The 24,794-nt window shown below is 56.4% G+C and carries 16 protein-coding genes; all 16 read left to right on the top strand.

Annotation, left to right across the window (positions count from 1 at the left end):
• Positions 1-287 precede the first annotated feature (287 nt).
• The 16 genes from OIU37_RS34085 to dpdD all read left to right on the top strand — a co-directional run bounded on the left by OIU37_RS34085 (position 288) and on the right by dpdD (position 24,732).
• Positions 288-1,217 carry a hypothetical protein gene (locus OIU37_RS34085; protein WP_264260084.1) on the top strand — a complete coding sequence of 310 codons (930 nt, stop codon included), beginning with the start codon at positions 288-290 and terminating at the stop codon, positions 1,215-1,217.
• Positions 1,214-2,335, top strand: coding sequence for a DGQHR domain-containing protein DpdB (gene dbpB / locus OIU37_RS34080; protein ID WP_264260083.1), 1,122 nt, complete (start codon positions 1,214-1,216; stop codon positions 2,333-2,335). Before OIU37_RS34085 ends, dbpB (OIU37_RS34080) begins: the two co-directional genes overlap by 4 nt.
• Positions 2,332-3,699: a tRNA-guanine transglycosylase DpdA gene (gene dpdA, locus OIU37_RS34075; RefSeq protein ID WP_264260082.1), complete on the top strand. Its 1,368-nt coding sequence runs from the start codon at positions 2,332-2,334 to the stop codon at positions 3,697-3,699. The genes dbpB (OIU37_RS34080) and dpdA overlap by 4 nt, the downstream gene beginning before the upstream one ends.
• Positions 3,617-4,738, top strand: coding sequence for a DGQHR domain-containing protein DpdB (dbpB, locus tag OIU37_RS34070; protein ID WP_264260081.1), 1,122 nt, complete (start codon positions 3,617-3,619; stop codon positions 4,736-4,738). Before dpdA ends, dbpB (OIU37_RS34070) begins: the two co-directional genes overlap by 83 nt.
• On the top strand, positions 4,735-5,367 hold the full coding sequence (gene queE, locus OIU37_RS34065) for a 7-carboxy-7-deazaguanine synthase (RefSeq protein ID WP_264260080.1): 633 nt from the start codon (positions 4,735-4,737) through the stop codon (positions 5,365-5,367). Before dbpB (OIU37_RS34070) ends, queE begins: the two co-directional genes overlap by 4 nt.
• Positions 5,364-5,720 carry a 6-carboxytetrahydropterin synthase QueD gene (queD, locus tag OIU37_RS34060; RefSeq protein WP_264260079.1) on the top strand — a complete coding sequence of 119 codons (357 nt, stop codon included), beginning with the start codon at positions 5,364-5,366 and terminating at the stop codon, positions 5,718-5,720. Before queE ends, queD begins: the two co-directional genes overlap by 4 nt.
• Positions 5,721-5,731: 11 nt before the next feature.
• Entirely contained in the window at positions 5,732-6,442 is a 711-nt protein-coding gene (queC, locus tag OIU37_RS34055) for a 7-cyano-7-deazaguanine synthase QueC (protein WP_264260078.1), read from the top strand.
• Positions 6,439-7,005, top strand: a complete 567-nt coding sequence (locus OIU37_RS34050) for a VUT family protein (RefSeq protein ID WP_264260077.1) — start codon at positions 6,439-6,441, stop codon at positions 7,003-7,005. The genes queC and OIU37_RS34050 overlap by 4 nt, the downstream gene beginning before the upstream one ends.
• 211 nt (positions 7,006-7,216) lie before the next feature.
• A complete protein-coding gene (gene dpdE, locus OIU37_RS34045) occupies positions 7,217-10,372 on the top strand; it encodes a protein DpdE (protein ID WP_264260076.1) in 3,156 nt (1,051 codons plus the stop codon).
• Positions 10,365-12,860 (top strand): protein DpdF, encoded by a 2,496-nt coding sequence (gene dpdF, locus OIU37_RS34040; protein WP_264260075.1) that lies wholly within the window; start codon positions 10,365-10,367, stop codon positions 12,858-12,860. The genes dpdE and dpdF overlap by 8 nt, the downstream gene beginning before the upstream one ends.
• Complete coding sequence (dpdG, locus tag OIU37_RS34035) at positions 12,857-13,753, top strand: protein DpdG (RefSeq protein WP_264260074.1); 897 nt, start codon at positions 12,857-12,859, stop codon at positions 13,751-13,753. Before dpdF ends, dpdG begins: the two co-directional genes overlap by 4 nt.
• Positions 13,753-16,788, top strand: coding sequence for a protein DpdH (gene dpdH, locus OIU37_RS34030; protein ID WP_264260073.1), 3,036 nt, complete (start codon positions 13,753-13,755; stop codon positions 16,786-16,788). The genes dpdG and dpdH overlap by 1 nt, the downstream gene beginning before the upstream one ends.
• A complete protein-coding gene (locus tag OIU37_RS34025) occupies positions 16,778-17,491 on the top strand; it encodes a hypothetical protein (RefSeq protein ID WP_264260072.1) in 714 nt (237 codons plus the stop codon). The genes dpdH and OIU37_RS34025 overlap by 11 nt, the downstream gene beginning before the upstream one ends.
• 10 nt (positions 17,492-17,501) lie before the next feature.
• Positions 17,502-22,076: a protein DpdJ gene (dpdJ, locus tag OIU37_RS34020; protein ID WP_264260071.1), complete on the top strand. Its 4,575-nt coding sequence runs from the start codon at positions 17,502-17,504 to the stop codon at positions 22,074-22,076.
• Entirely contained in the window at positions 22,076-22,603 is a 528-nt protein-coding gene (dpdK, locus tag OIU37_RS34015; RefSeq protein ID WP_264260070.1) for a phospholipase D-like domain-containing protein DpdK, read from the top strand. Before dpdJ ends, dpdK begins: the two co-directional genes overlap by 1 nt.
• On the top strand, positions 22,600-24,732 hold the full coding sequence (gene dpdD, locus OIU37_RS34010; protein ID WP_264260069.1) for a protein DpdD: 2,133 nt from the start codon (positions 22,600-22,602) through the stop codon (positions 24,730-24,732). Before dpdK ends, dpdD begins: the two co-directional genes overlap by 4 nt.
• Positions 24,733-24,794 lie beyond the last annotated feature (62 nt).

The following is a 24,794-nucleotide window of genomic DNA, read 5'->3' as shown; positions in this document are numbered from 1 at the left end:
TGCCGTGAATCAGGTTTTTTAGGTTCAGCTAAAGAGCGAGCAAGGAAATGATGAAATGAATCAGGCCACTAGGTCCGCTCGGCTAAGTGACTCAGTCCACGCAATTTTTTTGAAACGGTGCAGGCGATATGCCATTTGCTGACCCCCAATTTGGGGCCTTTATGGTAGTTGGGTGCAGTTTTTTTGGCTCTGTTTTTCTGACTGCAGTTTTTCGTTTGCGGCTTTCCTAGATTACAGTTACTGATGATCTAACAACATTTTCACAGTTATCTCGGCGCGATTTCAGCATGACCGTAATCCTCACCGCGTGCACGATGCGCAAGCGCTTTTCCCCAGATGAATTGCTCCATGCAAGGGCACTGACCGTGGGGACGACGCATTCGGTGGGAGAAGATTGGCGAGGACGCTTGCGGCGTGCCGAACCAAAAGCCTTGGCTTCCGATCTGTATGCTGGGAGAAGTATGCTGGAGGCCAAATTGGCATCCAGCGCGATCGGAGCGAGAGTGACGATTGCGTCGGCAGGCCTCGGGTTAGTGCCGGCAGATAGACAGATTCCAAGCTACAACCTCACCGTCTCACCGGGTTCAGCAGATTCCATTTTCAAAAAACTTCCGCCGGGGACGAGCGCCTGCGATTGGTGGATGCAGGTATCCTCGGATCGCCAGGCCGAGGAGTTGGCCGATTCACTGCAACGCAATCCTCAGTCGCTGCTGCTGGTCGCGCTGCCTCACGCCTACCTCAGCATGCTGACGCCGCTTATCACCTCCTTGTCGATCGCCAGCACAGGTCGATTGCGGGTAATGACGGCGTCGACCCAAATGGATGTTGCCCCTGCCTTGATACCTTTCCTGCTACCTTACGACCAACGTTTAGATGGGCCCGACAGCCCTATTCCAGGAACCATGGGTGACTATGCTTCACGCGCGCTGAGGCACTTCGTCACCAACGTTCTGGTCGACCACCCGCAGGGAAGCATAGCCGACCATGCTGAGTTGGTTCGCTCCAGCCAAAGTGAATGGCGGTTTCCCACGCGAAAAGCCGGCAGGCGTATTGACGATCAAGAAGCGCTGCAATTACTGCGAGACAATTGGAACGTGGCCAAAGGCAGTTCTTCCAGACTGTTGCGGATGTTCCGAGATGAAATGAATATCGCCTGCGAGCAAGGACGCTTCGCTCGTCTGGCCGCGATTGTGCGGAACGAGGTAGCAGGCCGATGAGTGCACATGATCACATCGCGGTACGGGCGGTAAAAACCCAGCAGGGTGTCGAAACCGATGTGTATGCGTTTTTTCTTCCGGGATCCGAAGTGATGAAAATCGCTGAGATTAGTCGGATTCAGCGCGACGAGAATGAGTTGAAAGGGTTCCAACGGCAGGAAATCCGCAGCCACGTCAATTCCATAGTCGAATTTCTGGATAGTGGCCCTGTTCTATTTCCAAATGCGATCATTCTTGCCCTCTCAAAAGCCGTGACGTTTACGGCGGCGCGAGGCTCCAAGCCCTCCGAAGCGGTGGAAATCGTAACCTCTGGCACCTTGCGTATTCCGGTTCCGGCAGCCGGCGGCAAGGCTGCGTGGATCGTAGATGGCCAGCAGCGATCGCTAGCGCTTTCTCGGACGCAAAACAAAGACATACCTGTTCCGGTCATTGCGTTTGTTTCCCATGATATCGAGGTTCAGCGCCAGCAGTTCATTTTGGTGAACAAAGTGAAAGCGCTGGACACCCGCCTGATTGATGAACTGCTTCCGGAAGTCAGCACGCTTTTGCCGAAGGATTTGGCTGAAAACAAATTGCCAAGCGAACTTTGCAATTTGCTCAACACGCACAAGGATTCTCCCTTCTACAGACTCATTAAAAGAAAGTCTGACAAGAAAACTTCCAACGCGGTGATCGTAGATTCTGCTCTTATCGCCGCGATCAAAGCAAATCTGAAACTCCATACCAGTGCGCTAAGCCAATATGTGAATACGGATGGCACGTCTGACGCCGACGAGATGTTCAACATGTTGGTGAAGTACTGGACCGCCGTGAAAGATACCTTCCCTGAGGCTTGGGGAAAGGCACCGGAAAAAAGCAGGCTGATGCATATGGCTGGTATCCGGGCGATGGGCGCGCTCATGGATCCTGTCATGTTGCGTGCTGAAAGCAGCACGGATGTTGAAGGAGACATTCGCCAATCTCTCGGTCGTTTGAAGCAATATTGCTGCTGGACCGCAGGCAAGTGGGACGATCTCGGATGGAAATGGAACGACCTTCAGGGCACCTCGCAACACATCGACAGGCTGTCGCAGTATCTCATTCAACTTGATCGCAAGCTCTCGAAGGCATCACGATGAAGTTCATTTTTGCCGATAGCCTTGACCATGTCGATCCAGGATACGATTTCCTCCGCGACAGGTACTCTGAAAATCGCCAGCCATATTGGGATGACGTCTATCCTCATGAGATCATGGGTTATGCGCCTTACGATGGCATGCTTGTTTCGCGCGGGATTGTCGGGGGCACGGCAGTTGGCGGCAAATACACAGAGGCTCAGGCCATGCGCTTTCGTCGCGACGGCGCCCGGAGTTTCCTTCGTTTGGATAAGCCACCGTTTAGCCACCTTCCAATCTTTGGAGACTGCGGGGCGTTCACGTATCACAAGGAAGAGCGACCGCCGTACACGCCGGAAGATACCGCCGAGTTCTACGATGACGGCCGCTTCACCCATGGCTGCTCCGTCGACCATATCATTTTCGACTTCGATGAAGACCTGACGGGTTTTGAGAGCGGAACCGAAGATGCGCGCCGCCGGTTCGACATCACTCTCGAAAACGCCGCCGAGTTCAAAGTCTCCACCCGCCACATGTCTGGCCGGTTCACGCCACTTGGGGTTATCCAGGGATGGTCGCCGGGAAGCATGGCGGAGGCCGCCCGCCGCCTTGTAGCTATGGGCTACGACTATCTCGCTCTTGGGGGCACCGTTCCTCTCAAAGCCTCGCAGATCAAGGCCTGCCTTCGCGAGATCAGGGAGGCAGTCCCGCAAAGCACTAGGATCCACATCCTTGGATTTGCGAAGGCCGACGAAATTGAAACCTTCGAACCTTTCAACATCACGAGTTTCGACACGACCTCGCCGCTTATTCGTGCTTTCAAAGATGCCAAGGCGAATTATTACCTGCCGAATTCTGCGGGAAAACTAAACTATTACACGGCAATTCGCGTACCTCAGGCGCTGGAAAATCCGAAGCTTCAACGGCTTGCGAAGCGCGGCGCGCTGAACCAGGAAGAATTGGTCAAGATGGAACGTAGCGCCTTAGATGCGCTGCGTGCCTATGACCGCAACGAAGCGTCGATCGACGATACACTTGAGGCTGTTCTAACCTACGCTACGCCAGCGTTGATGGGCGCGCCCCTTGCCGATCTGCCTGGAACGCGGGCTGTCGAAGAACTTCGGGCGCGCTATAGGCGAACGCTGGAAGATCGGCCCTGGAAGGCATGTTCCTGCCCGATCTGCAAAGCACTTTCGATTGAGGTCCTGATTTTCAGGGCGAGTAACCGCAACAAGCGTCGCGGAATTCATAACCTGGGCGTCTACAAATCGCTCGTAAACAAACTCCCATCTAGAAGTGAATTACATGACGAAGCTGACATTCCAGGCGATACAAGCAAAGCAAAGCCAGACCCACACGGTTCTATCGTTTGTCGCTCTTGCATCTGAACTTCAGCAGTTCGCCACCATCGAGCGTGTTGCCCGCAACGAAGCTGGAGCGCTGAGTGGTTTTCAGCGTCCTCAGATTGCTGGTCACATCAGGGAAATCCGGGACTATCTGGAAAAGCCGGAAGCCATCCTTCCCAATCCTATCGTGGTCGCATTTACCGACCGCGTCGAGGTTGGACCTGTCGATGCTGACGGACGGTGCACCGTGGAGATTGACCTTGAACGCGGCGCGCCAGGACTCGTCGTCGATGGACAACAACGCCTGACGGCCCTCTCCCAGGTCCATGATAAGGATTTTCAGGTATTCGTCTCGGCCGTGATCTGTGCGGATGAAGCCGAATTGCGCCGGCAGTTCGTCCTCATCAACAACACACGACCACTTCCCAAATCTCTGATCTACGAACTGTTGCCAACTGTGCGGGGTTTGCCGCGCAGGCTTGGCGATCGCTCTCTTGCTGCGGAATTGGCCGCAAAGCTTAATTTCGACCAGCAGTCATCGCTGAAAGGGTATATCTATCAGCACACCAACCCGACGGGTATTATCCGAGACACCGCCATTCAACGCGTGATCATCAATTCGGTCAGCGATGGCATCATGCGCGAGATGATCAAAGAGCCGAACGGCACAGAATTGTGCTTTGATTTGGTGAGTGAATTCTATCGGGCCGTTCAATACGTGTTTCGGGACGAGTGGCGCGATCACACTCCGAAAACCTCACGCTTGGTCCATGGCGCAGGCATCATGGCCTTGGGATACGTCATGGAAATCCTGGCGCTCCTCGATGGGGCCCGGTCATGGCAAGATTTCGCCAAGGGCTTGGCGTGCCTCGTCGGCCGTACCGCATGGACATCTGGACAGTGGGACTTTGGCAATGGCGACCAGCGGCATTGGAAATCGGTGCAAAACGTCAATCGCGACATTGTCAGTTTGGCACAATACCTGAATACAATTGTGAGGAATGACGTCAAAGCGCGTCGGGCGGCTGCGACCGAAGCACTTGACCTGGAAGTTTCGGTCCTAAGCGCGAGGGCTCAATGACCTATGCGGTAAAAGAGCTTTTCAAAACCTTGCAAGGAGAAGGCGCGCAGGCCGGCCGCGCCGCAGTTTTCTGCCGTTTCGCCGGCTGCAATTTGTGGTCCGGCCGCGAGCAGGACCGCCACAGTGCGATTTGCAAGTTTTGCGATACGGATTTCATTGGGATCGATGGTGAAGGCGGCGGGAAATTTCAAACCGCGACTGACCTGGCAACAGCCATTGCGCAAACGTGGGGCGACAGACCAGATCGACGGTTTGTCGTCTTTACGGGTGGTGAACCGCTGTTGCAACTGGATGATAGTCTGATCAGCGCCGTCCACTCACTTGGCTTCGAGATTGCGGTAGAAACGAACGGAACGATCGCCGTGCCCGACCACCTCGATTGGATTTGCGTCAGTCCGAAAGCGGGATCAGAGCTGGTTGTCACCCGCGGAAGTGAACTTAAGCTCGTCTACCCCCAAGTGGACCTCGACCCATCCGTCCTTGTGGATCTCGAATTCACCCATCACTGGCTTCAGCCCATGGATGGGCCCTCCCGCGCTGAGAACACCGCAGCCGTCGCAGCGTATTGCCTTGAGCATCCCCCGTGGCGGCTTAGTCTGCAAACCCACAAGCTGATTGGGATCCCATGAAAATCACGCAAACCTTCACATTCGAAGCCGCGCATCGGCTTCCGAATGTTCCGACCACGCACAAATGCCATCGAATGCACGGCCATTCCTATAGGGTCGAACTGCAATTGGATGGCCCTGTCGATCCTACGACGGGCTTCGTCATCGACTTCTTTGATCTCGAGAAGGCTTTCGGTCCGCTCCTTGAGCAACTGGATCATCACACCTTGAACGACGTTGCCGGCCTAGAAAATCCGACGGCGGAAAACATCGCGGTCTGGATCTGGGACCGGACAAAACCGGTCCTCAACGAACTATGCCTAGTGAAAGTCTTTGAGACTCCGCTGTGCTGGGCTGAATACGACGGAAAATGATCGGTAGGAAAATGACACAGGCCGCTCTCGTACTATTTTCTGGCGGGCAGGACTCGACCACCTGCCTCGCCTGGGCTCTCGACCGGTACGAAAAGGTCGAGACCGTCGGGTTCGACTATGGTCAACGTCACCGAATAGAGCTTGATTGCCGTTCCACGTTGCGGGATGGCTTGAAGGCTTTGAAGCCGGAATGGGCCGACCGACTAGGTGACGATCACACAATCTCGCTTGCGGCACTCGGCGAGATCTCGAACACAGCTCTGACCAGCGACATCAAGATAGAGATGGAGGAAGGCGGCCTCCCAAACACCTTCGTTCCCGGTCGCAATTTGATCTTCCTTACGTTTGCTGCGGCCCTCGCCTACCGGCGCGGTCTGAAACACATCGTCGGGGGGATGTGCGAAACCGACTTTTCCGGCTACCCGGACTGCAGGGATGACACCGTCAAAGCGCTCCAAGTCGCATTGAATCTTGGGATGGAGCGCCGCTTCGTTTTGGAAACGCCGCTGATGTGGATCGACAAGGCTGAGACGTGGAGGCTCGCGAAAGCATCGGGTGGTGAAGGCCTCGTCGAGTTGATCGTCGAAGATAGTCACACCTGCTATCTCGGCGAGCGTGGCGAGCGTCATGATTGGGGCTATGGCTGTGGCACGTGCCCCGCCTGTGATCTTCGGGGAAAAGGCTTTCGACGATTCGTTGCTGAAGAGGCGGTTACACGATGACCAAAATCGATAAAATGAGACGGATAGAGGGAATCCTGTTCTTGGCCGCGTTCGCGGCTTGTATACCTCTTGCCAATTTCATGATCGGAAACGTCGGAACATTCTGCGTGCCGAACGGCCCCTGCGTTATTCCAGTGGCTCCAGGCCTGACAGCGCCGAGTGGTGTGCTTTTGGTAGGACTAGCGTTGGTCCTACGCGACCTCGTCCAACGGCGCCTGGGTCTTGGTTGGGCTTTCGTTGCCATCATTGCCGGGGCCGGCGTCTCGACGACGTTTACCGCGCCTTCCCTGGCGCTTGCTTCCGCAGTGGCTTTTTTGACATCGGAAATCGTGGATCTTGTCGTCTATACGCCGCTCCAAAAGCGCGGCCTTATTGTTGCGGCGATATCCAGCAGTGTCGCGGGTCTCGTCGTCGACAGTATCGTTTTCCTGTGGCTGGCTTTCGGGACGCTGGATTTTTTGGCCGGCCAGGTCATAGGGAAGCTGATTATGGTGATTGCAGTCATTCCCGCACTCTACTGGCTTCGCAATCGCGATACGAAGATCGGGCTGACACCGGCGTGAAGCCCTTTACACTCGCAACTGCTTGACCTTGAATAAAAAATCTGAAGGGGCAATCTAACCTTAACCTGTATTGAAGTTCTATGGCACACTCAGGCATTGTCGAATCGGGGCGGTTCGGCGGTTTTCGAGGTGGGCGATAAGTGCATGCTCTGTGGGTAATAGCGGGGAAACGATTTTTAACGGGTCTGTCTAAAATCAATGGGTCCCGGGCATGCTGATTCCGGGCATGTTTGTCGAATTGCCGGGTCGCAAGGGCCTTGGAAAGCTTGAAGCCCTATCTGGTCTTCAATGCACGGTCTCGATTTTCCGTTCGATACGAAACGTGGAAACGCTGGAGTTGGAGGTCAGCCAACTGCAGCGCGGCTTTTTGAGCCCACAGACGCGTGTTTACATACGGGATCGCAAACGAACGCAAGTCGGAAGGGTCGTCGGGTATTTTCAAGAAGAAAATGGCCTAATCACCTACGAAATTCGATTCCCCAACGGGAAAGTGGAGGATTTCGGCGAGCACGTTTTACAAGTTCGGCCTTGGAACGCACCCGAAGATCCGGCCGAAATGCTTGCTATCGGCGCATCGGAAACGCAGTACCTTCATGACCGCCGCCAGGACGCGATGGTCGCCTTGCTCAAACTGAGAAGTGCTGCACAGGGCCTCACGTCGGTAACATCTGCAAGCGTCGATTACGTCGCCCATCAGATTGCCGCTGTGAAACGCGTGCTAAGTGATCCAGTTCAACGTTACCTCCTCGCAGACGAGGTAGGATTGGGCAAGACAATCGAAGCCGGCCTTATCATTCGCCAGCATCTCATTGATAATCCAGATACACGTGTCCTGATCTCGGCTCCCGAACATCTCGTAACGCAGTGGCACGGCGAGTTAGTTGAAAAAATTAGGCTAGACCAATTTCCGAACGGGTTTGAATGCTGCGGCCATGCGGATCTAGCAAAAGCGTCTGAAACTCCAGACATTCTGGTCGTCGATGAAGCCCATCACCTCGTTGGAATTGACGCGGGGTCACTATTGCCTGCCGCCGAGCGCTTGCGGACGCTCAGTCGCGATGTTCCGGTTTTACTGCTGCTTTCGGCTACGCCGGCCTTGGGCGACGAAGCGAAGTTCCTGGCACTCCTGAATCTACTGGATCCCGTCAGTCATCCGATTGGGGATTTGGCCGGATTTCGAGCAAAGCTCGAACAACGCAGAGATATCGGCCGATTGCTCTTGAGCCTCTCGCCGGACGTACCGGGTATCGTCCTTCGGCAGCGAGGCGCTGAACTCTTGCGGCTGTTCCCGTCGGATAGCATTGTGCAGGAGATTGCGCCACGCCTGATAGAGGGCACAAAGGATCCTTCCATCGATCTGGCCCGCCTTTGCACGGTATTGAAGGACCATATTGCGAACAGCTACCGCATCCATCAACGCCTGATCCGGTCGCGACGCGTTGATGCGGCTGGCTGGGAGTTTGTTGCGCGTGGTGCGTTGGTCAGCGGCGAACCGATGCTGGCGCATGTGAAAATCGAAGATGACCCCGACGATAGCACAGATGGGCTGCTCACCGTCCTCGAGGATTGGCGCTACGCTGCAGCGGAAGCCTCCTTGGGTGATGAAGAGGCGAAGGAAGGTACGGCCCTTCGATATCGCGAGTTGCTCGGTGCCGTCAGCGAGGGGGCGGACGCCCTGAATGTCTGGCTAAAAGAAGCCAGGCCGACCTTCGAGAGCGAGGCCGATATCCTCGCTGCTCTTCGTGAGATCGCCAGAAAGCGGCACGATCGGCTGCGCATTGAGACGATGGTCGAAAGCACGATCCGCTTGATTAAGGCCATCAAATCCGACACGCAGTCACCCAAGGTCGTGGTCTTTGCCTCCTGTGAGCAGGTTGCTACCGATTTCCATCAGGCTTTTCAGTCAGATGGCGATGGCACGGCAGCTTATTTGCTGACCAAGAATTCCTCCGACGCGGACAAGACAGCATCGGACTTCAAGGCACGTGGAAAAACTGCGATCCTGATAACGGATCGCTCAGGCGAAGAGGGACTGAATTTAAGTTTCGCCGATGCGATAGCGCATCTCGATCTTCCGCTATCGGTTGCGAGGATCGAACAAAGAATAGGTCGTCTTGACCGGTTCGGTCGGCGCAAGAATTCGATCCGTCACCGCCTCCTGCTTCCCTCCGAGGACGATAATAGTCCTTGGAGAGCCTGGTTTGATTTGGTAGCCAACGGTTTCATGGCCTTTAACCGGTCAACCAGTGACATCCAATTTCTCTTGGAACGCCTTGAGTTGAAGGCCTTCCAGACGCTCCTCTATGAAGGCCCCGACGCCTTGAAAGCCTTGGGGAGCGACATCCGGATACAGATTGCCGACGAACGAAAATCGCAGGATGAGCAATACGCGCTCGATCGGATCACCCTCGCGGAGGAACGCGTCGAGACCTTCATCCAGACCCTTGAGGATGCAGAGGAGGACGAAGAGGCGCTCGAGCGCGATGTCGATCGCTGGCTGGTCGACACTCTTCAGATCAAGAAGCAGCCGTTTGCTTGGCCGGAAGAAGAACCCTTCAAACTGGTTGCGACCGGTCACACACTGATCCCGCGCATTCCGTGGCAGTCAGAACTGCATATTGACGGTGTAAAACCGCTTACGTGGAAAAGACGCGTCGTGACCAACCGGCATGGTGCTGGTCTGCTGCGTCCAGGCATGCCATTGCTGGACAGTCTTGAGAGGTTCACAAGGTGGGATGACAGAGGAACGGCGTTTGCCACCTATCGCGTTGTCCCGAACTGGACAAACGACATCTGGATCGGCTTCAAATTGTGTTTCGTCGTCGAGCCGAAAGTCGAATTCTCCGATTTTCTGGCTCCCTCGCGAGCCGAACTGGCTTTGTGGCGTCGTGCCCAGCGATACCTCGCGCCCACGGCCCATACCGTTTATATCGATCTCAACGGCGTTGAAGTCACAGACCCCGAACTTGTTTCCATCTTAAGCCGGCCGTACGTCGACACGCCGACAGGCGGCAGGGCGAGGGACATTAATCTTGGTAGCCGGCCGCAGTTGCTTGCCGAGATTATCGATCCGTCTGCTTTTCAAGGGATTTGCCTATCTGTCCGTGACAAAGCGCGCGGAGCCCTCGCGTCGAGGAGTGACATCGTCTCAGCGATCTCGTCCGGAGCCGCTTTGGCGGAGGCGGATCTCGAGCGTCACGAACGGCGGATGTTGCAAGGACATTCAGTCAGTGAAACGTCGGCTCAGATCGACATCGAGATGATCAGGTCAATCCTTCGGATCATAAGCCAACCTTCGATCAGACTGGACGCGATGGGTTCCATCATCCTCGCGCCACATGCGCCAAAGCACGCTCCCAATGGATAGATTACAGGGTCACCACGAATTTGAGGCGCTGTCACACCTGCTTTCCGGTAAAGAAGTTTCCGGAACTTGGCGCGGGCAGTCTCCTGCCGTTGAAAGGCTTCGCGCGGCACTCTGTGATGCGACCCAGGCCGCGAGCGTGCTTGATCTTGTCGTTCTTCTGCGGCAGGCATTGATACATGAATATGCGCGGCGCGCCTATGAAGTGTCGCCTACCCTCCTCATCGCGCATCCACGGTTCGGCCCATTTAATAAATGGGACAAGGTTGGGCTGCTTGCCGCTTCGACCCCCGGCGGTACTCTTGTGACCGCGCGTGATTGGCAACCGGATTGGTTGCCGAAGGTGGACGGGAGAGGCGTCGACACGCTTGCATCATCCGAAACCGTTGAACGTGTCTTCAACGCCGAGGGAACGGACGGTGACCCGTTCCTGGTGTCTGTCAACCGCCCTTCCTACCGCAGCCGCGGACAGCGCGCAGCTGTCCGCGCCGCTCTTTCGACGCCAGCAGGTGGCACGCTGGTGATCGCGCTCCCGACCGGCGAGGGAAAGAGCATGATCTTCCAGTTGGCGCACAAAGTAGGATTCGTCGGCTCCAGTTCCGATGCCAGGGGCGTAACGCTGGTCATCGTTCCCACGGTGGCATTGGGGGTCAACCATGAGCAGGAGGCCGTTGATGTCTGCGGCCTGACGCGTCCTCTTGCCTTTCAAGGCGGCAGTGATGCCCAGAACGCGATTATCGCAGATCGCATTGCCGACGGTTCCCAGGGAATATGTTTTGTATCCCCGGAGGCTGCCTGTAACCGCCTGCGCATTCCGTTGAGGCGTGCCGCTGAAGCAGGCTTTCTGCGTGCATTGGTGGTTGATGAAGCCCATTTGGTGGACCAGTGGGGAACAGGATTCCGCAGCGAGTTCCAGGAACTGAGTGGCCTCAGGCGCGAACTTATCAGTAAGGCTCCGCCAGAGCAGCAGTTAAGAACTTTGCTCCTCTCAGCGACCCTGACGGACTCTTCACTGGAAACGCTTCGCACGCTCTTTGGCACCGACGGCCAATTCGAGAGTATTGCTGCGGTTCAACTCAGGCCCGAGCCCGACTACTGGATCGCGCCGGAAACGGATGAAGCGACGCGGGTCGATCGCGTCCTGGAAGCCCTGCACCACGCGCCAAGACCAGCCGTTCTATACGTCACCGAGGTTGCCGATGCGGATTTTTGGCACCGTCGACTGGTCGAGGAAGGCTTCCGCCGGGTGCGGAAACTCCACGGGAAGACAAATCGGGGCGATCGAGAACGCATCGTCTCTGGTTGGCGCGATGGGTCACTTGATGTTGTTATTGGAACCTCGGCGTTCGGTCTTGGCATCGACTATGCTCACGCACGAAGTATCATCCACGCCTGCGTGCCGGAGACGCTTGACAGGTTCTATCAGGAAGTAGGGCGAGGTGGGCGCGACGGCATGGTCTCGCTCTCCATAGCCATCCCATCGGCGAACGACTATGCGACCGCAGACGGGATAAACGCGAAAAAAGTGATCAGCGTCGAGCGAGGCCATCAGCGCTGGTCTACGATGTTCGCTCGCAAGGTTTCGCTTGCGAATGGAAGATTCGCAGTGCGGGTGGACGGCCGCCCGGGCGCAGATGAGCGCGACATAGACATGGTCGGTGAGACCAATACGGACTGGAACCTGCGGACCTTGGCGCTTATGGCGCGGTCTGGCCTGATAAAACTGTTGGGGACTCCCCACCAAACTATCGAAAAAGAGGGCGATTGGCTGGAGATTGAGGTTCTCGACGATCATCATCTTGAAAACCAGGCGTGGGTCGAAAAGGTCGAGAAAGTCCGTCTTGGTGATTGGACCGCGAGCAGGCGAAACCTGGATTTAATGCGGGAGTTTCTGGAGGATAAACGTTGTCCGGCAGAAACCCTCGAGGACCTGTACGGCTCGGATCGATTGGCGCGCCGTTGCAGTCGTTGCAGGCTTTGCCGCACGGATCCCGGGAAAAAACATCATACGAAGCCTGTAGGTGAGCCGATTGGGCCATGGGTTCATCCACTTCATCCTTCGGTGGAAAGGCTCTTCGACAAAAATCTGAAACTGCTGGTCACCTACGAGCCGAATAGCTTGCCACGAGCCGCATCAAGGCGACTGGGTGAATCCTTGCAACGCTTGCAGCAGGCCAACGTTGCGAAATTGTTGCTTCTTGGAGCGCAGCCTTTTGAAATGGATCGTGTCCTCAAGTTTGCCGCGACCGCGCCATTTTTTGTCAGCGCAGTAACGGCGCTTGGTCTATCGAGACTGCCAAAAGGGCCTGAGATAGTCATGGTCGGACGTGATCAGATCCTGGAAGAACAGAATCTCGTCGCCCGCCCGGACTCTCCTCGGATTATCCTTGCGCCACTCAATCAACTCGCTCCTGACGGGAGACGTCTACGCGATGTTTTTGGCGGCCGTGTTCTGACGTTTGAAGAATTTAATGAGAGGGTATCCCGGTGAGCATCATCACAACCGTTGAAGCGGTTCCGAGCCGGCTTTACGCGATATATTCATCGCTGTTCGATAGCGAGAGCGGAGAGGTTAGAGAGCGCCTTGAGGCTTGGGCCACCCCTCCATCTTTAAAAAACTCCGGCGAAGACGGTGAGGGACCCGCAACCAAACTCTTCATCCATTCACTGCAGGAGGCCCGTAGGCTCGGCCTCGTCGAAGACATGGACGACAAACTGCTGTTGACCTTGGACGCCCGGAACGGCGGCAAGAGAGGAGATGATAGCGAGGCTTTTTTTCGGGAGTATATGCTTCGAACGCTGTTTGACCCCATCCGAGCCGAGGAAGCTCAGCAAAGCGCGTTCATGTTGGCTCTTACTTGGTTGCTGAGCACCAATCCTCTGAAGCCGATGGGTTTTTCTGACGATCCAAACTTGGCGATCAAAATGATAATTGGAGAGCATGCTCGAAAGACAGAGTGTACGATCGGGCTGAACTATCAAAATATGCTCTATTGGGCCAGATATCTGGGCTTTGCGACGGTCGTGGGCAACGGAGCCGTAAGACGGGTCATACCTAATCCCATTACTGCAATCGAGGGGGCTCTCCCAGCGATATTTGCGGATGATGACGAATTGCCCATCGAGAACTTCCTGACACGGTTGGCGGCCATCTACCCAGTTTTTGAAAAGGGCAGCGTGCGGGAACGTTTCAACGAGATGCGACTGGTACCACTGAGCGGCCTCGAGACACGGCTGTCTGTCACGACGAGTATAGCCTTGCAACGTCTCGCGGACCGACAGCGGTTGGGACTGAAGAGCGTCGCTGATGCGCCGGCGCGCATCCTCGATTTCGGAACCCGCGAAGGCCGGGTAAGTCACATCGCTCTGCGGGGGAGCAAATGATGCGTAATTTCCTCTGCTGGGATCCGGGTTCTGTACGCCAGGTTATCAATCCCTTTGCTGAGCACATGCCGGACAACCTTTTCAAAGCGGTGCATAGCGACTGGGATCTCAATGTGACGCCGCCCGTCGGCACGAGGTTCCAGGATATCTCCGAAGCATCCTGGAACGAGTTGAGCCAACGCCAGTTTTTGGCCGATTTTCTTAGTGAAGAGCGGCCGCATTCGCTGGCGGCTATCCTTGGCCAGACGGGGTCGGGAAAATCGCATCTCGTCCATTGGATGCGTCTCCACATCAAATCGGACAAGTCCCGTCTTGTTCTTTTGGTCCCGAAGTCCGGAACGAGCCTGCGCGCGATCGTCAGGATGATCATCGACGAACTTCCGATCGGTGAGCAGAGAAGTTTTTTGGACACGTTGCAGTCGGCTGGCGATGGCACTCAAACCCGTGCGGGCCAGAAACAGCAACTTTTGAACGACCTCGCTCAAGTAATCCGTGAGGAGGTCGTGTCGCCTGGTGCGGATGAGGTCGAGCAACTTCTCGTCTCCCATTTACCGCATCTGTTCCAGGATCCTCATATGCGGGTAACCCATTTCCTTGGGGATGACACGGTTATCTCAGAGATCGTCGACCATATTTTCGCACCGTCGAACGCTCAAGACCGTCCCGAGAAACGGAGAAGCTTCGAGACAAGCGATCTTCCCTTGGGCGGTCTGGACTTCGCAAATGCCTCGAAACTCGCTCAGGACGCGATGCAGATCATTGCCCTGGACAGTGAAACATATACCCAGTTGGCGGTCGATATTATAAACCGAAATCTCGATAAGGCTGTCGCTCGAACGCTGAGTTTCTCGGGTGATCGCGTCGAGGAATTGATGACCCGCTTGCGGGCGCATTTGAAGTCACAAGGCCGGGAACTTGTCCTTCTTGTCGAGGAATTCGCGCGTCTGCAAGGGATCGATCGGGCACTTCTTCAATCTATCACCTCTCATGGCGACGAGCGCCTATGCAAGATGCGCTCTGCCATCGCCGTGACGACCGGCTTTTTCGAAAGTGTCGCAGAGACAGCCTATATGCGAACCACGCATATCGTCGATATGGATCGCTCGGCCGGGCGGGCCGAGGGCCATGTCGTGACGACCGCGTCACTGAGCCAGTTCGCATCTCGATATCTCAATGCTGTCAGGCTTGGCCGGGCCGCAATAGACCAATGGTCTCAAGACTCTACCAGCGAGGACAACCCTCCTTCGCGTTGCTCGAACTGTCCTCATCGAAGTGATTGCCATGTAATCTTCGGCGAAGTTGATGGGTACGGCCTATATCCCTTCACACCTCGTGCGCTATGGAATGCCGCGATGCGCGTTGATAAAACTCTGCCAGAGAGCCTCAACCCGCGCGTCTTGCAGAATGACCTTCTGGTCGAGGTTCTGGATAATTATGGTGACTCCATCCAGACTGGGTCATTTCCACCATTGCAGTTGCTCGAAAAATTGGGCGGCGTAAAACTCCTGCCTCTGGCATCAGAATTACAACTCGAATCGAGAAATCCGCAGTTTTCCGGCCGTTGGAAGGCATTTCTCGAGCTGTATGACGGTTCGGGTGAGATCAAGAACTTGGATGCTCGTCTTCGAGAAGCTCTTGATGTCCCGGAAATTTCCGACGCAAGCGACGATGTGCCCGTCCCGGAACATGAAGCTTTTGCACCGGCTAGTGAGACGACGAAACCCGCCCTTAGCCGGGAAGAGATCTTGGTCCAAAACTGGAGCACGGGTGGCGTCCTTGACCAATCGATCTTGAACCCCCTTCGGAACCTTATCTTTTCGGCAGTCTCAGACGCCATCGACTGGGATATGCTCGGTCTTGGAAAATCAGCTTTCGTCAACGCCACGAACAGTCGTCCTTTCCAGCGAGGTAGTATCAGTTTTGCAAGGCAGGCCAGCCTGGTTCGTTCTGATCTCGGAGTGAAACTCGAAATACCCGGGTCGTTAAGCCCCGCTATGACAGGTGCGGCACTACAAGGATTGCTTAGGGCCGACAAGAATAAGTTCAGCTGGGATTTTGAGAACGGGGACAGAATGCTGGCCGCGTTTTTGGATTGCGTCGACGTATGGGCACGAAGCGTCGAAGAGCAACTGCTCGCGCTCTGCTCTCCGACACCCACTTGGGATCAGGCGACTGCCGCAGTGGAACTGCTTTGCGTCGGTGCCGCGATTGGCGGAAAGCTGAAGACCGAAGCGAGCATAGCAGAATTCATTGAGGGCGCATTCAGCACTTGGCAGCCGGAGTGCGCGAGCCGGTCGAAACAGATGCGAGACGTTTACGATAGCTTGCTCAATGGGCGCCCAAACCTGGCTCAGATCGCGCGCGCTCAGATATCGAGCATGAAAGGCGGCCAGATGGGCGCCATGCTGGCTCCGAGCCGGGTGGTTCCTATTATCCGGAATATCAGGCAGTCGAAATGGCGCCTGACGCTCGTTCCTCCGAGCGAGGACCGTTCTGAGCTAGCCGCCCTTTACAGAAGTATTCAGGAGACCCTGCCGACTGCTGCCACTGCCGAAATAAGTGATCGACAGGAGTGGCTCCGAGAAATGGATGAGGCGTTTGGCGAGGGAGCAACTCGGCCGACAATTGTTTCCGCCTTGGAGAAGGCCCTACTTGCCGCGGTCGATGCCGGTGTCGGATCGAACAGCACGGCCAAGCCGTTAAACGACGCTCTTGATCGCATCCGCAGCGTCCAATTCGATGACTCATTGGCTGCGGCTCGCAGCCTTGCGAAACAGGAGGACGCCCTGTCGGCGCTGACCCATTTCGGCCGCGGTCGGCGAAACGGCGTGGAATCCGGAACCGCTCTGGCAAATGCTGCCAAGGCATTTCTGGATGCAATTGATCAGACTGTAGACGCCAACAGCCAAAGCCACGAAGTAAAGCACAGTGCTCTGGCATCAAGCATCACCTCGATCCACGGTGCCCTGGATGCGATCGAAACGGATTTGCGGGTAATGGGCGATCTCTCGCAGGAGGCCTCCGATGCTGCTTGAAAGAGCCTCAGTCCTTGCAGACAAGATCAATGAGTACCAGACACTCAAAATGGCGGGAGACGAAGCGCTTCAGTTTCAGGTCCGCGCCAACCAACTGACAGCAGTTTCCGAGAAGCTGTCGCGCGCGCGTGCGGCGTTGAAAAACATGCGCGATGCTGGCGTCACGGTAGACTTTGTGCCGGCGGACGGAGTGACCCTCGCGGAGCGAGCGAAGGAACTTCGCGCCGCCATGACTGCCAATCCGTCTGCGATCAATGATCCGCCGTTCAATCTCAAATATGAGTTTCTCGATCGCTTGTCCGCCGTCACCTCCACTGCGGAGCGGACGATCGCCGCCTGCTGGAAATCGTATGTTCGCAAACGCGCGGAGTTCGGCGCTTCTGATGTGCTCGATGCTCTTTACGCGATCCCGCAGTTTCGCGCCGGCGTTACCAGAATCCGACAATCCCGTGCTGCAGTCGACGCACTGGGCGAGACAGTCCCGGCGGATCCAAAATCAACGATAGCCCGATTGGAGGTTTTGGTGGAAGAGCAGGCAAAGGCCTGGTCCGACCTCTCGGCAAAGGATATTTCACCCAGCGTCGTCAAATTCATTCGCGACTCCGCCAACGATGGTGCATCGCTTGCCGCCTATTCCGAGGAAATCAGGAAATGGCTGACTGACCACAATTTGATTGCGTCGTTTCGGATAAGACTGAAATAGGTAACTGGTAATGGCACTGTCACTGCACGCGACCCACCTTCTGGATCTCATCGAAGCAATAGAGATGCGCTCGCTCGAATGGGGTTTCACGGACGGCTCCCTGAGCGAAAGCGAAGTTTTGGCGCTCGCTCGATCAGTGGTCGGTGCGGAAGGTCCAGCCGCCGATGACGTCATCGAAGAGCTGATAGACGCTCGAGTGATCTTCGAACTGCACAATTCAGGCGATGGGATCCGTCTGCGGTCGCGTTTTGCCGAGATGATGCGGTTGCTGGCGGCAAATCGGCAATTGTTTCCAAACAAGCCGTGGCAGGGCGCGCCTCATCTCGTCGCTGATTTTCGTGTCGACCGTCGGCCTAGACGATTTCCAAAGCGCGATCGGTTGCCGCACGACGTTCTGCGCGAGCGTGAATCAGTCTTTGCATCGAGCCCTCTTCGTCGAGATCTCTGGCAGTCCCTGACGGCAGTACCGGGAATGAAGTTGGCGGCCTTTCAGGAACGCGCAGCGGTCAGACTCTCTGCGCCGACTGAGGACGGCGGCACCATTGTCACAGCCGGAACGGGCAGTGGCAAGACCATCGCGTTCTACCTTCCGGCCATGATCCGTATCGGGGAGACTATAGGCTCAGATCATTGGGTTAAAGCCGTCGCCATCTACCCGCGCACCGAGTTGCTCAAGGATCAGTTCGTCGAAGCATTTCGGATGGCGCGCACTATCGACGGAACGCTCGCGGCGCATGGACGCCGGAAACTGAAAATCGGTGCACTGTTTGGATCGACCCCCACCCGGGCAACCGAGCAGGAACTCGTCAGGAAGGAATGGGTCCGCCGCGGACAGGATTTTGTTTGCCCATTCATGCGCTGCCCGACATGTGCGAACGAACTCGTTTGGCGGCAAGCCGATATCGATGCAAGAACCGAGCGGCTAAGATGTGTGCGGCCGGAGTGCACGGGCATTGTGAGCGACAGCGAAATCGTTCTCACGCGAGAGAGGATGCAGCGTCAACCGCCAGACATCTTGTTCACAACGACAGAAATGCTCAATCAACGGCTGTCTGATCACTGGATGCGTGGCTTGTTCGGCGTCGGCGCGCCCCCGGCTAAGCGTCCATTTCTTGGACTGCTTGATGAAGTTCATACCTACGAAGGCGTTTCGGGGGCACAGGCCGCGTTGACACTAAGACGCTGGCGGCATCTACTAGCTTCACCAATCAGCTGGGCCGGACTTTCTGCAACGTTGGGTGATGCAGCCCGCTTTTTTGCTGACCTGACCGGTGCTAACCCGGATCGTGTTGTCGAGATCACGCCCACGTCAGCCGAATACGAAGAGCAGGGAGCCGAATATCAAATTTTGCTTCGTGGCGATCCAACGTCGCGGGCCTCATTGCTTTCGACCACGATCCAGACGTCGATGTTGGTTCCGCGCCTGCTCGATCCGCCGGGAGCGAACAACGTCTCAGGCGCGTTCGGTCGACGCGCCTTCCTTTTCACCGATGACCTCGACGTCACCAACCGACTCTACGACGATCTGCGTGACGCGGAGGCGTATACGATTTTCGGCAAGCCCGACAACCAGCGTCGACCACTTGCAGCCATTCGCGCAGGAGGCGGAGATGCAGCAATCCGTGACGTGGAAGGGCAGCGTTGGCGGGTTTGCGAAGATATCGGGCATCCGCTTGACAGGCGATTGATCGTCGGTCGCACGACATCGCAGGACGCCGGGGTCAATCAGTCCGCCAATATCGTCGTTGCGACGACAGCGCTAGAGGTGGGTTTCAACGATCCCACGGTCGGGGCAGTAATTCAGCACAAGGCTCCACGGGGCATGGCGTCTTTTCTACAGCGCAAAGGCCGGGCCGGACGAGACCGATCCATGCGTCCCATAACCTTGACGGTCCTGTCTGATTACGGGCGAGATAGAGCTTTTTACCAAGCTTACGAGCATCTCTTCGATCCCGCGCTGGAGCCGCAGAATCTTCCAATCCGAAATCCATATGTACTGAAGATACAGGCTGTCTACGCCATGTTCGATTGGCTGTCAGCGAGGACAGCCGGATTCGAAAAGGCCTGGCAGTGGGACTTGTTGAGCCGCCCACAGACAAATCCCAGTCAGTCAGTGCAAGCCGTATTGGAGCAAACGAAGACGACACTGTCAGAACTCATCCAGGGCAATCAAACGACGGTTGACGACCTTCGCAGGTACCTCGTCTCGACATTAGCCGTCGACCAGGCCACCACCGACTCCTTGCTTTGGGAGGCTCCACGCTCGCTGCTACTTGAAGCGGTGCCGACGCTGGTGCGGCGGCTCTTCCGACAATGGAATCTGGCTTTCCCAGCACCTGACGGCGAACTCGATCTAAAAATTGATTACCACCCATTGCCAGACTTTGTGCCGCGCAGTCTCTTCAGCGATCTCAGTCTGCCCGAAGTCCGGGTAATCCTACCACCGGCCACGGCAAATCACGACGAGCGGGTGGAAATGATGCCTATCCTCCAAGGGCTCAACCAACTCGTGCCTGGACGCGTTACGCGGCGTTTTGCTCATGAAAGAGGCGCTCTTTCGCACTGGGTATCAGTGAATCCCGCGTTTCCGGAGCAAGATCGCCGGATAAGCGATTATGCCGAGGAACATGAGTTTGTTGGCCTATTTACCGGGCGCTTCAACGATCACGTCAGCGACACGCCTCTCTTGGTGTTCCGCCCATGGACGGTGCGCCTTTCAAAAGCCGCGCGTAGCGATGCGCTGCCCAGCAGTAACGCTAGACTTGCCTGGCAAACGGACATTGTTCCCAACGGCGACCCTCTGAACGTGCCGATCCCGCCGCGCTCGAATTGGCGGCGCTTGGTGGGATCGATTGACTTCTACCTCCACCGGTTCCGATCGAGCGTCAGCGTGCGCAGATTCGCACCTACAGCGTACGCAAACGTTCGTACGCTCCAAGATGATTTCCCCGTCACAGTCCATTTCAAAAGTGACGATGATCGTCCGGCCGCTCTGGGCTTCGAGTTGGAGGTGGACGGACTCCGCGTCGATTTAACGTTGCCTGTCGATCTTGCTCATGCGGCAAATATCCTCCCTGGTTCACTGTTGGCGACAAGCAAACTGAGTTTCGCGCGGGATACCTTTAAAAGAGACGATGAGCTGCCATCTGATCTCAATCCGTTCCAACGTGATTGGCTTTTTCAAATCATGGTATCGGCGCTCCTCGCAGATGCCGCGACCACTGGCCGATCAATTACCGAGGTCGCTGGAGAACTTCTAAGCGAGCAACGGCTCGAAGGCGTATTTCATGACACGATGAGTGAATTATTTGGCGCTCTCCCGCCGACCGTGCCGGATGACGAGGACGACGACTCAGATGATGAACTCGACGACGACACCGGCGATGCGGCGAACGGCGGAAGAGGAACTCAGGCTCTGGGGCCTAGAGGACCGGGACGGCTGCAGCAGGCGCTGTCGATCCAACTAAGATTGCCGATCGTGCGGGAGCGCTTGCGTCTTGTGGCTCAACAACTCAGTCAGCCTGATCCTGCCGCGTTCGACAGATGGCTGCGTGCCTTGGTTTTGGAAACGCTTGGGGAAGCGATGCTACAGGCATGCATCGCTGCTGCGCCGCGGCAAGCGACGGTCGACACGCTTCTGGTCGATGTTCGCGACGACTCAGAAAGTGGCGAGACAAGCGTCTGGTTCACCGAAACGACGTTAGGCGGTGCCGGTGTACTGCAAGCCTTCGCGGAGCGGTTCGCCTCCGAGCCTCAGATTTTTCTGACCGCGCTTGAGGCGGCTCTCGCTGCGACGGACTTGGAACTGGTCGACGACGGCCTTCGCCAGATTCTCCATCTTGCGCTCAACGATGCCGACGTCGCCGGCGACATGATGCGGTTACGCGGTACAACCTCGCACAGTGAACGAGCGACCGTCTGGAGATCACTTTCATATCGTCTAACGCAAAATGGTGGTATCGACGTAAGCCATGCGTTTTCCGTATCGCTCAACATTCGTCTGTTGCGCGCAGGCAGCGGACCGCAACTCGATCAGCTTCTGCTCGACCTTCAGGCCCACTGGGATCGTCTTGAGGAACAGTTCTCGATATCCATCGGTCTGCGGGAATTCGCATATATTTGCAGCAGAGACGCAGGCCTGTCCGCATCGATAAGGTCATTTCTATCCGCCACTTTGCCGGCGGCAGCTATTGGAAACGTTACGGTCTTGGCGGCTGTCACCAGCTTGCTATGGCCACGTGCCGACGAGCTGCGGCAACGAACGCTTCAATCCTACAATCCCTATCGGCAGGCTCGCAGTACAGACCCCGCAGTGGTCCGACATTTGCTGCTGACTAGGTCCACACCAACGGTAGAACTCACTGACCCCGATTGGTTCGAGCAACTCTCGGACGCCTTTGACAGTCACGGTGTTTGCCAGTTGGCCATCAGTGCAACCAACACCGGATCGCTGCGCCAGGCGATCGTGTTTCTCGTCGCAACGCCCATCAACATCGGCGTCCTTCAATTTTTCCCCGTAGTGGAACGCGTCGACCGGGTCTCCGGTCGGATCTTAGCAACCCTGACACTGAGGGAGCAAATCTAATGCCGGCACCCTCACGTGACCTTCACGGACCTGCGCAGTCGCGCGCCGTGCGTGACCTCCTTCAAAGCCTTTTCGTTGCCGAACTGATGAGCCCAAGTCCGAAACTCTGGCTCTTCTTTGCCTGGATATCCGACGTTGAGGTTATAGACAATTCGGCACGACAGTTTGCGGCGCTGCAGCCCGACTGGCCCAGCGCGCCAATCAAATTGTCGGAAGTGCTACGGGCCCTCCTTTCGCGCGGAATTCAAATCCGGTTGATCATCCGGGAGCATGGTCATAACGACTACTTCATCGCAAAATTGCAGGCGCTGAAGGCAATTTTCGGGGATCAGGTCAGGTGGACAATCGAAAAAAGTTTTCATGCCAAAGGCCTTTTGGGTGCTGATTATTTTCTGAGTGGGTCGATGAACCTTACGTTGAACGGAATATCGATTAACGGCGAGCATCTCGTTCTTCGGACAGATCCGCCTACGGTTGCCGAACAAACGATCGAATTGGAATCCAGATGGGAGGGGCTCCTAAAATGATCGGGTCGGATATCGCGGAAGCACGCACGATCCTTGCTGATCTGGAATCCATTTCGGACTTCTCCGCACTCGGTACCGATGTCGACGAACTGTGTCAGCGACTTCTTATGACAATTGCTGATGCGGGATTCCCTGGCGCGCTTATCCCGAATATCGATCCGGGTGGCAGCTTGCACATATTCGTTGCTGCTCCGACGATGACAGCTTGGCGCCGGCTGAGCCCGGTTCTCAGAGCATTTGCTGGCCCAACGCTCACTTCCTTTAACGGAATCACCGAGCCACTGCCTCTGGCAGACGTTGTTGCTCAGAGGATCGCGCGATCAGCGCCCGCGGCAACAGCAATAATAAGGATCCCGCAGGACGGTAGAAGCATCTTGTCGGCTTTACGCGCGCTCACGCGCGTTCGTGAGACTATCGCCCGCGCCCCGGATCTTCAATCCGCGATACCGGAGCCGACCAGTTGGCTTCTGGCGCGCTTTCAAGACAATCTCAACGTCGGCCGCCGCGACGCTGCGGCGGCAATTCTCGCGCATCTTACCGACGAACTGCGTCTCGACGCTCTCAACATAAAATTCCTTGAGATCCAACTGCTTGCCGCGTTCGCCGACTGGGCGGCTATCGTGTCTCTTCCCGGTTTCGCAAGTCTCTGTATTGCTCGCCGACCGCCTGCCATCACAGCACTTTTGTTGGAAGCAATCTACCAGGTTCACGTCGCTTTTCCGTTCGATGCCGGCGATCGCAACGGCACGCATGAAACCTACGAAAGCACCGTTCGGGTCTTTGCACAGCCGATGCTGACGATACCCGTACCGCCAACTTTAACGGAAGGCGGATGGAGGATCTACGGACTTGAGAATTGCGTATCGGCATCAAGATCGGACATTCATCAAGCGCTCTTGCGTGAGCAGCCCAATCTGGGTTGGATAGCGGATGAACTTGCTAAGACTTCGGTGGCCGCCCCAGTCCCCTCGCCGTCGGCCCACACGCAGCTTGACGATGCGCGAAATGCCCTTATCCAGGTTGATGCGGTCGAAGCGGTCGACAACGTAGCCACCGCGCTGGCTGCATTGGCGAAACTAGCGCCGGCGGAACTTGCACTGCTCCGAGAAGCCGAGCCGTTCAGCGCGGCCTTACGGCTAACCGAGGAGGCCGCCTCCAGCGGCGTGCCTTCATCCTGGATCGAATGGCTGGCGAAATCAGGTGATCCGTCCTTCACGGTTGCCCTCGACATCGCACGCCACGGCAAGGACGAGTGGTCATTCGAGGCAGCGACAAGTGATCCCCCTCACGTCGCCGCTATGGTTGCTGCACTTAACCGCGCACAAGATAATCCACTAGCGTCGGAAAGGACCTCACAGGCCCTCCCCTTCCTCGTCGCCTGGCTTCAGCGAGATCCGGCGTTTCCTGCTCCCCCAATGAAGGCCGTGTATGCGAGCCTTCTGACCTTGTTTGCGCTGAATTCGACGCGAAGCGGCGCAGTCTTTGAATCGAGCCAGGTATTGGTAGAAGCGCTCCTCGCCGTTGGGCTAAGCGGCGCGGAGTATAGGTCTCTCATCGCAGACATCGATGAGTTAGCCGGCCAAGCCTTCGGTGTGGACATGATCTACTGGGTCTTGGATACCATCGAGGGATTCATGAGGGCGAGCGCTCCTGACGCGAAAGCTCGCGAAGCTTTCCTGCACGGCATTCTTGCTCGCACGGCCCCCCTTTATGGTCGCTTGAGCAGTTTGCAGCGAACCGCAGTAAAAAGTCTGGCCGGCGAACTCGGGTGGTCGCTGGATACATTCGGTGTGAACGTCGATTTGGCGCCGGCAGACAACTTCAGCACACGACTTGAAGGACTGCGGATCGCGATTTACTCTTTGACAGAGGCATCAAGTCGCCAGGCGAAAGCCGCTATCGAGGAAATGGCGCCGAGCGCCACGGTCGATTGCAGTGCTGACCATGGCGGGTCCGTGCGTCTTCGAGCGTTGGCTGAGAATGCCGATATATTCGTAGTAACATGGCTATCGGCGAAACACGCGGCTACGGAATTCATCCGGGAGCACCGGGGCAACCGCACCTTGTTATATGCTCAAGGCCGCGGCTTTTCGAGCATACTTCGCGCGCTTGAAGACCACTTCGCATAGTTCGGGACCTTTTGGATTGTAGTCCCGCCTCACACCGAGCCAGGAGTGGTTGGCCACACCAA

It is taken from the genome of Rhizobium sp. BT-226 (assembly GCF_025847085.2).
Taxonomy (GTDB): domain Bacteria; phylum Pseudomonadota; class Alphaproteobacteria; order Rhizobiales; family Rhizobiaceae; genus Rhizobium; species Rhizobium sophorae.
The sequence above is the reverse complement of the archived record's forward strand: the minus strand, read 5'-3'. Positions and strand labels throughout refer to the sequence as shown.

Coding starts and splice junctions, on each gene's coding strand:
- OIU37_RS34085 (WP_264260084.1), top strand. CDS start 288: ATGACCGTAATCCTCACCGCGTGCACGATGCGCAAGCGCTTTTCCCCA.
- dbpB (WP_264260083.1), top strand. CDS start 1,214: ATGAGTGCACATGATCACATCGCGGTACGGGCGGTAAAAACCCAGCAG.
- dpdA (WP_264260082.1), top strand. CDS start 2,332: ATGAAGTTCATTTTTGCCGATAGCCTTGACCATGTCGATCCAGGATAC.
- dbpB (WP_264260081.1), top strand. CDS start 3,617: ATGACGAAGCTGACATTCCAGGCGATACAAGCAAAGCAAAGCCAGACC.
- queE (WP_264260080.1), top strand. CDS start 4,735: ATGACCTATGCGGTAAAAGAGCTTTTCAAAACCTTGCAAGGAGAAGGC.
- queD (WP_264260079.1), top strand. CDS start 5,364: ATGAAAATCACGCAAACCTTCACATTCGAAGCCGCGCATCGGCTTCCG.
- queC (WP_264260078.1), top strand. CDS start 5,732: ATGACACAGGCCGCTCTCGTACTATTTTCTGGCGGGCAGGACTCGACC.
- OIU37_RS34050 (WP_264260077.1), top strand. CDS start 6,439: ATGACCAAAATCGATAAAATGAGACGGATAGAGGGAATCCTGTTCTTG.
- dpdE (WP_264260076.1), top strand. CDS start 7,217: ATGCTGATTCCGGGCATGTTTGTCGAATTGCCGGGTCGCAAGGGCCTT.
- dpdF (WP_264260075.1), top strand. CDS start 10,365: ATGGATAGATTACAGGGTCACCACGAATTTGAGGCGCTGTCACACCTG.
- dpdH (WP_264260073.1), top strand. CDS start 13,753: ATGCGTAATTTCCTCTGCTGGGATCCGGGTTCTGTACGCCAGGTTATC.
- OIU37_RS34025 (WP_264260072.1), top strand. CDS start 16,778: ATGCTGCTTGAAAGAGCCTCAGTCCTTGCAGACAAGATCAATGAGTAC.
- dpdJ (WP_264260071.1), top strand. CDS start 17,502: ATGGCACTGTCACTGCACGCGACCCACCTTCTGGATCTCATCGAAGCA.
- dpdK (WP_264260070.1), top strand. CDS start 22,076: ATGCCGGCACCCTCACGTGACCTTCACGGACCTGCGCAGTCGCGCGCC.
- dpdD (WP_264260069.1), top strand. CDS start 22,600: ATGATCGGGTCGGATATCGCGGAAGCACGCACGATCCTTGCTGATCTG.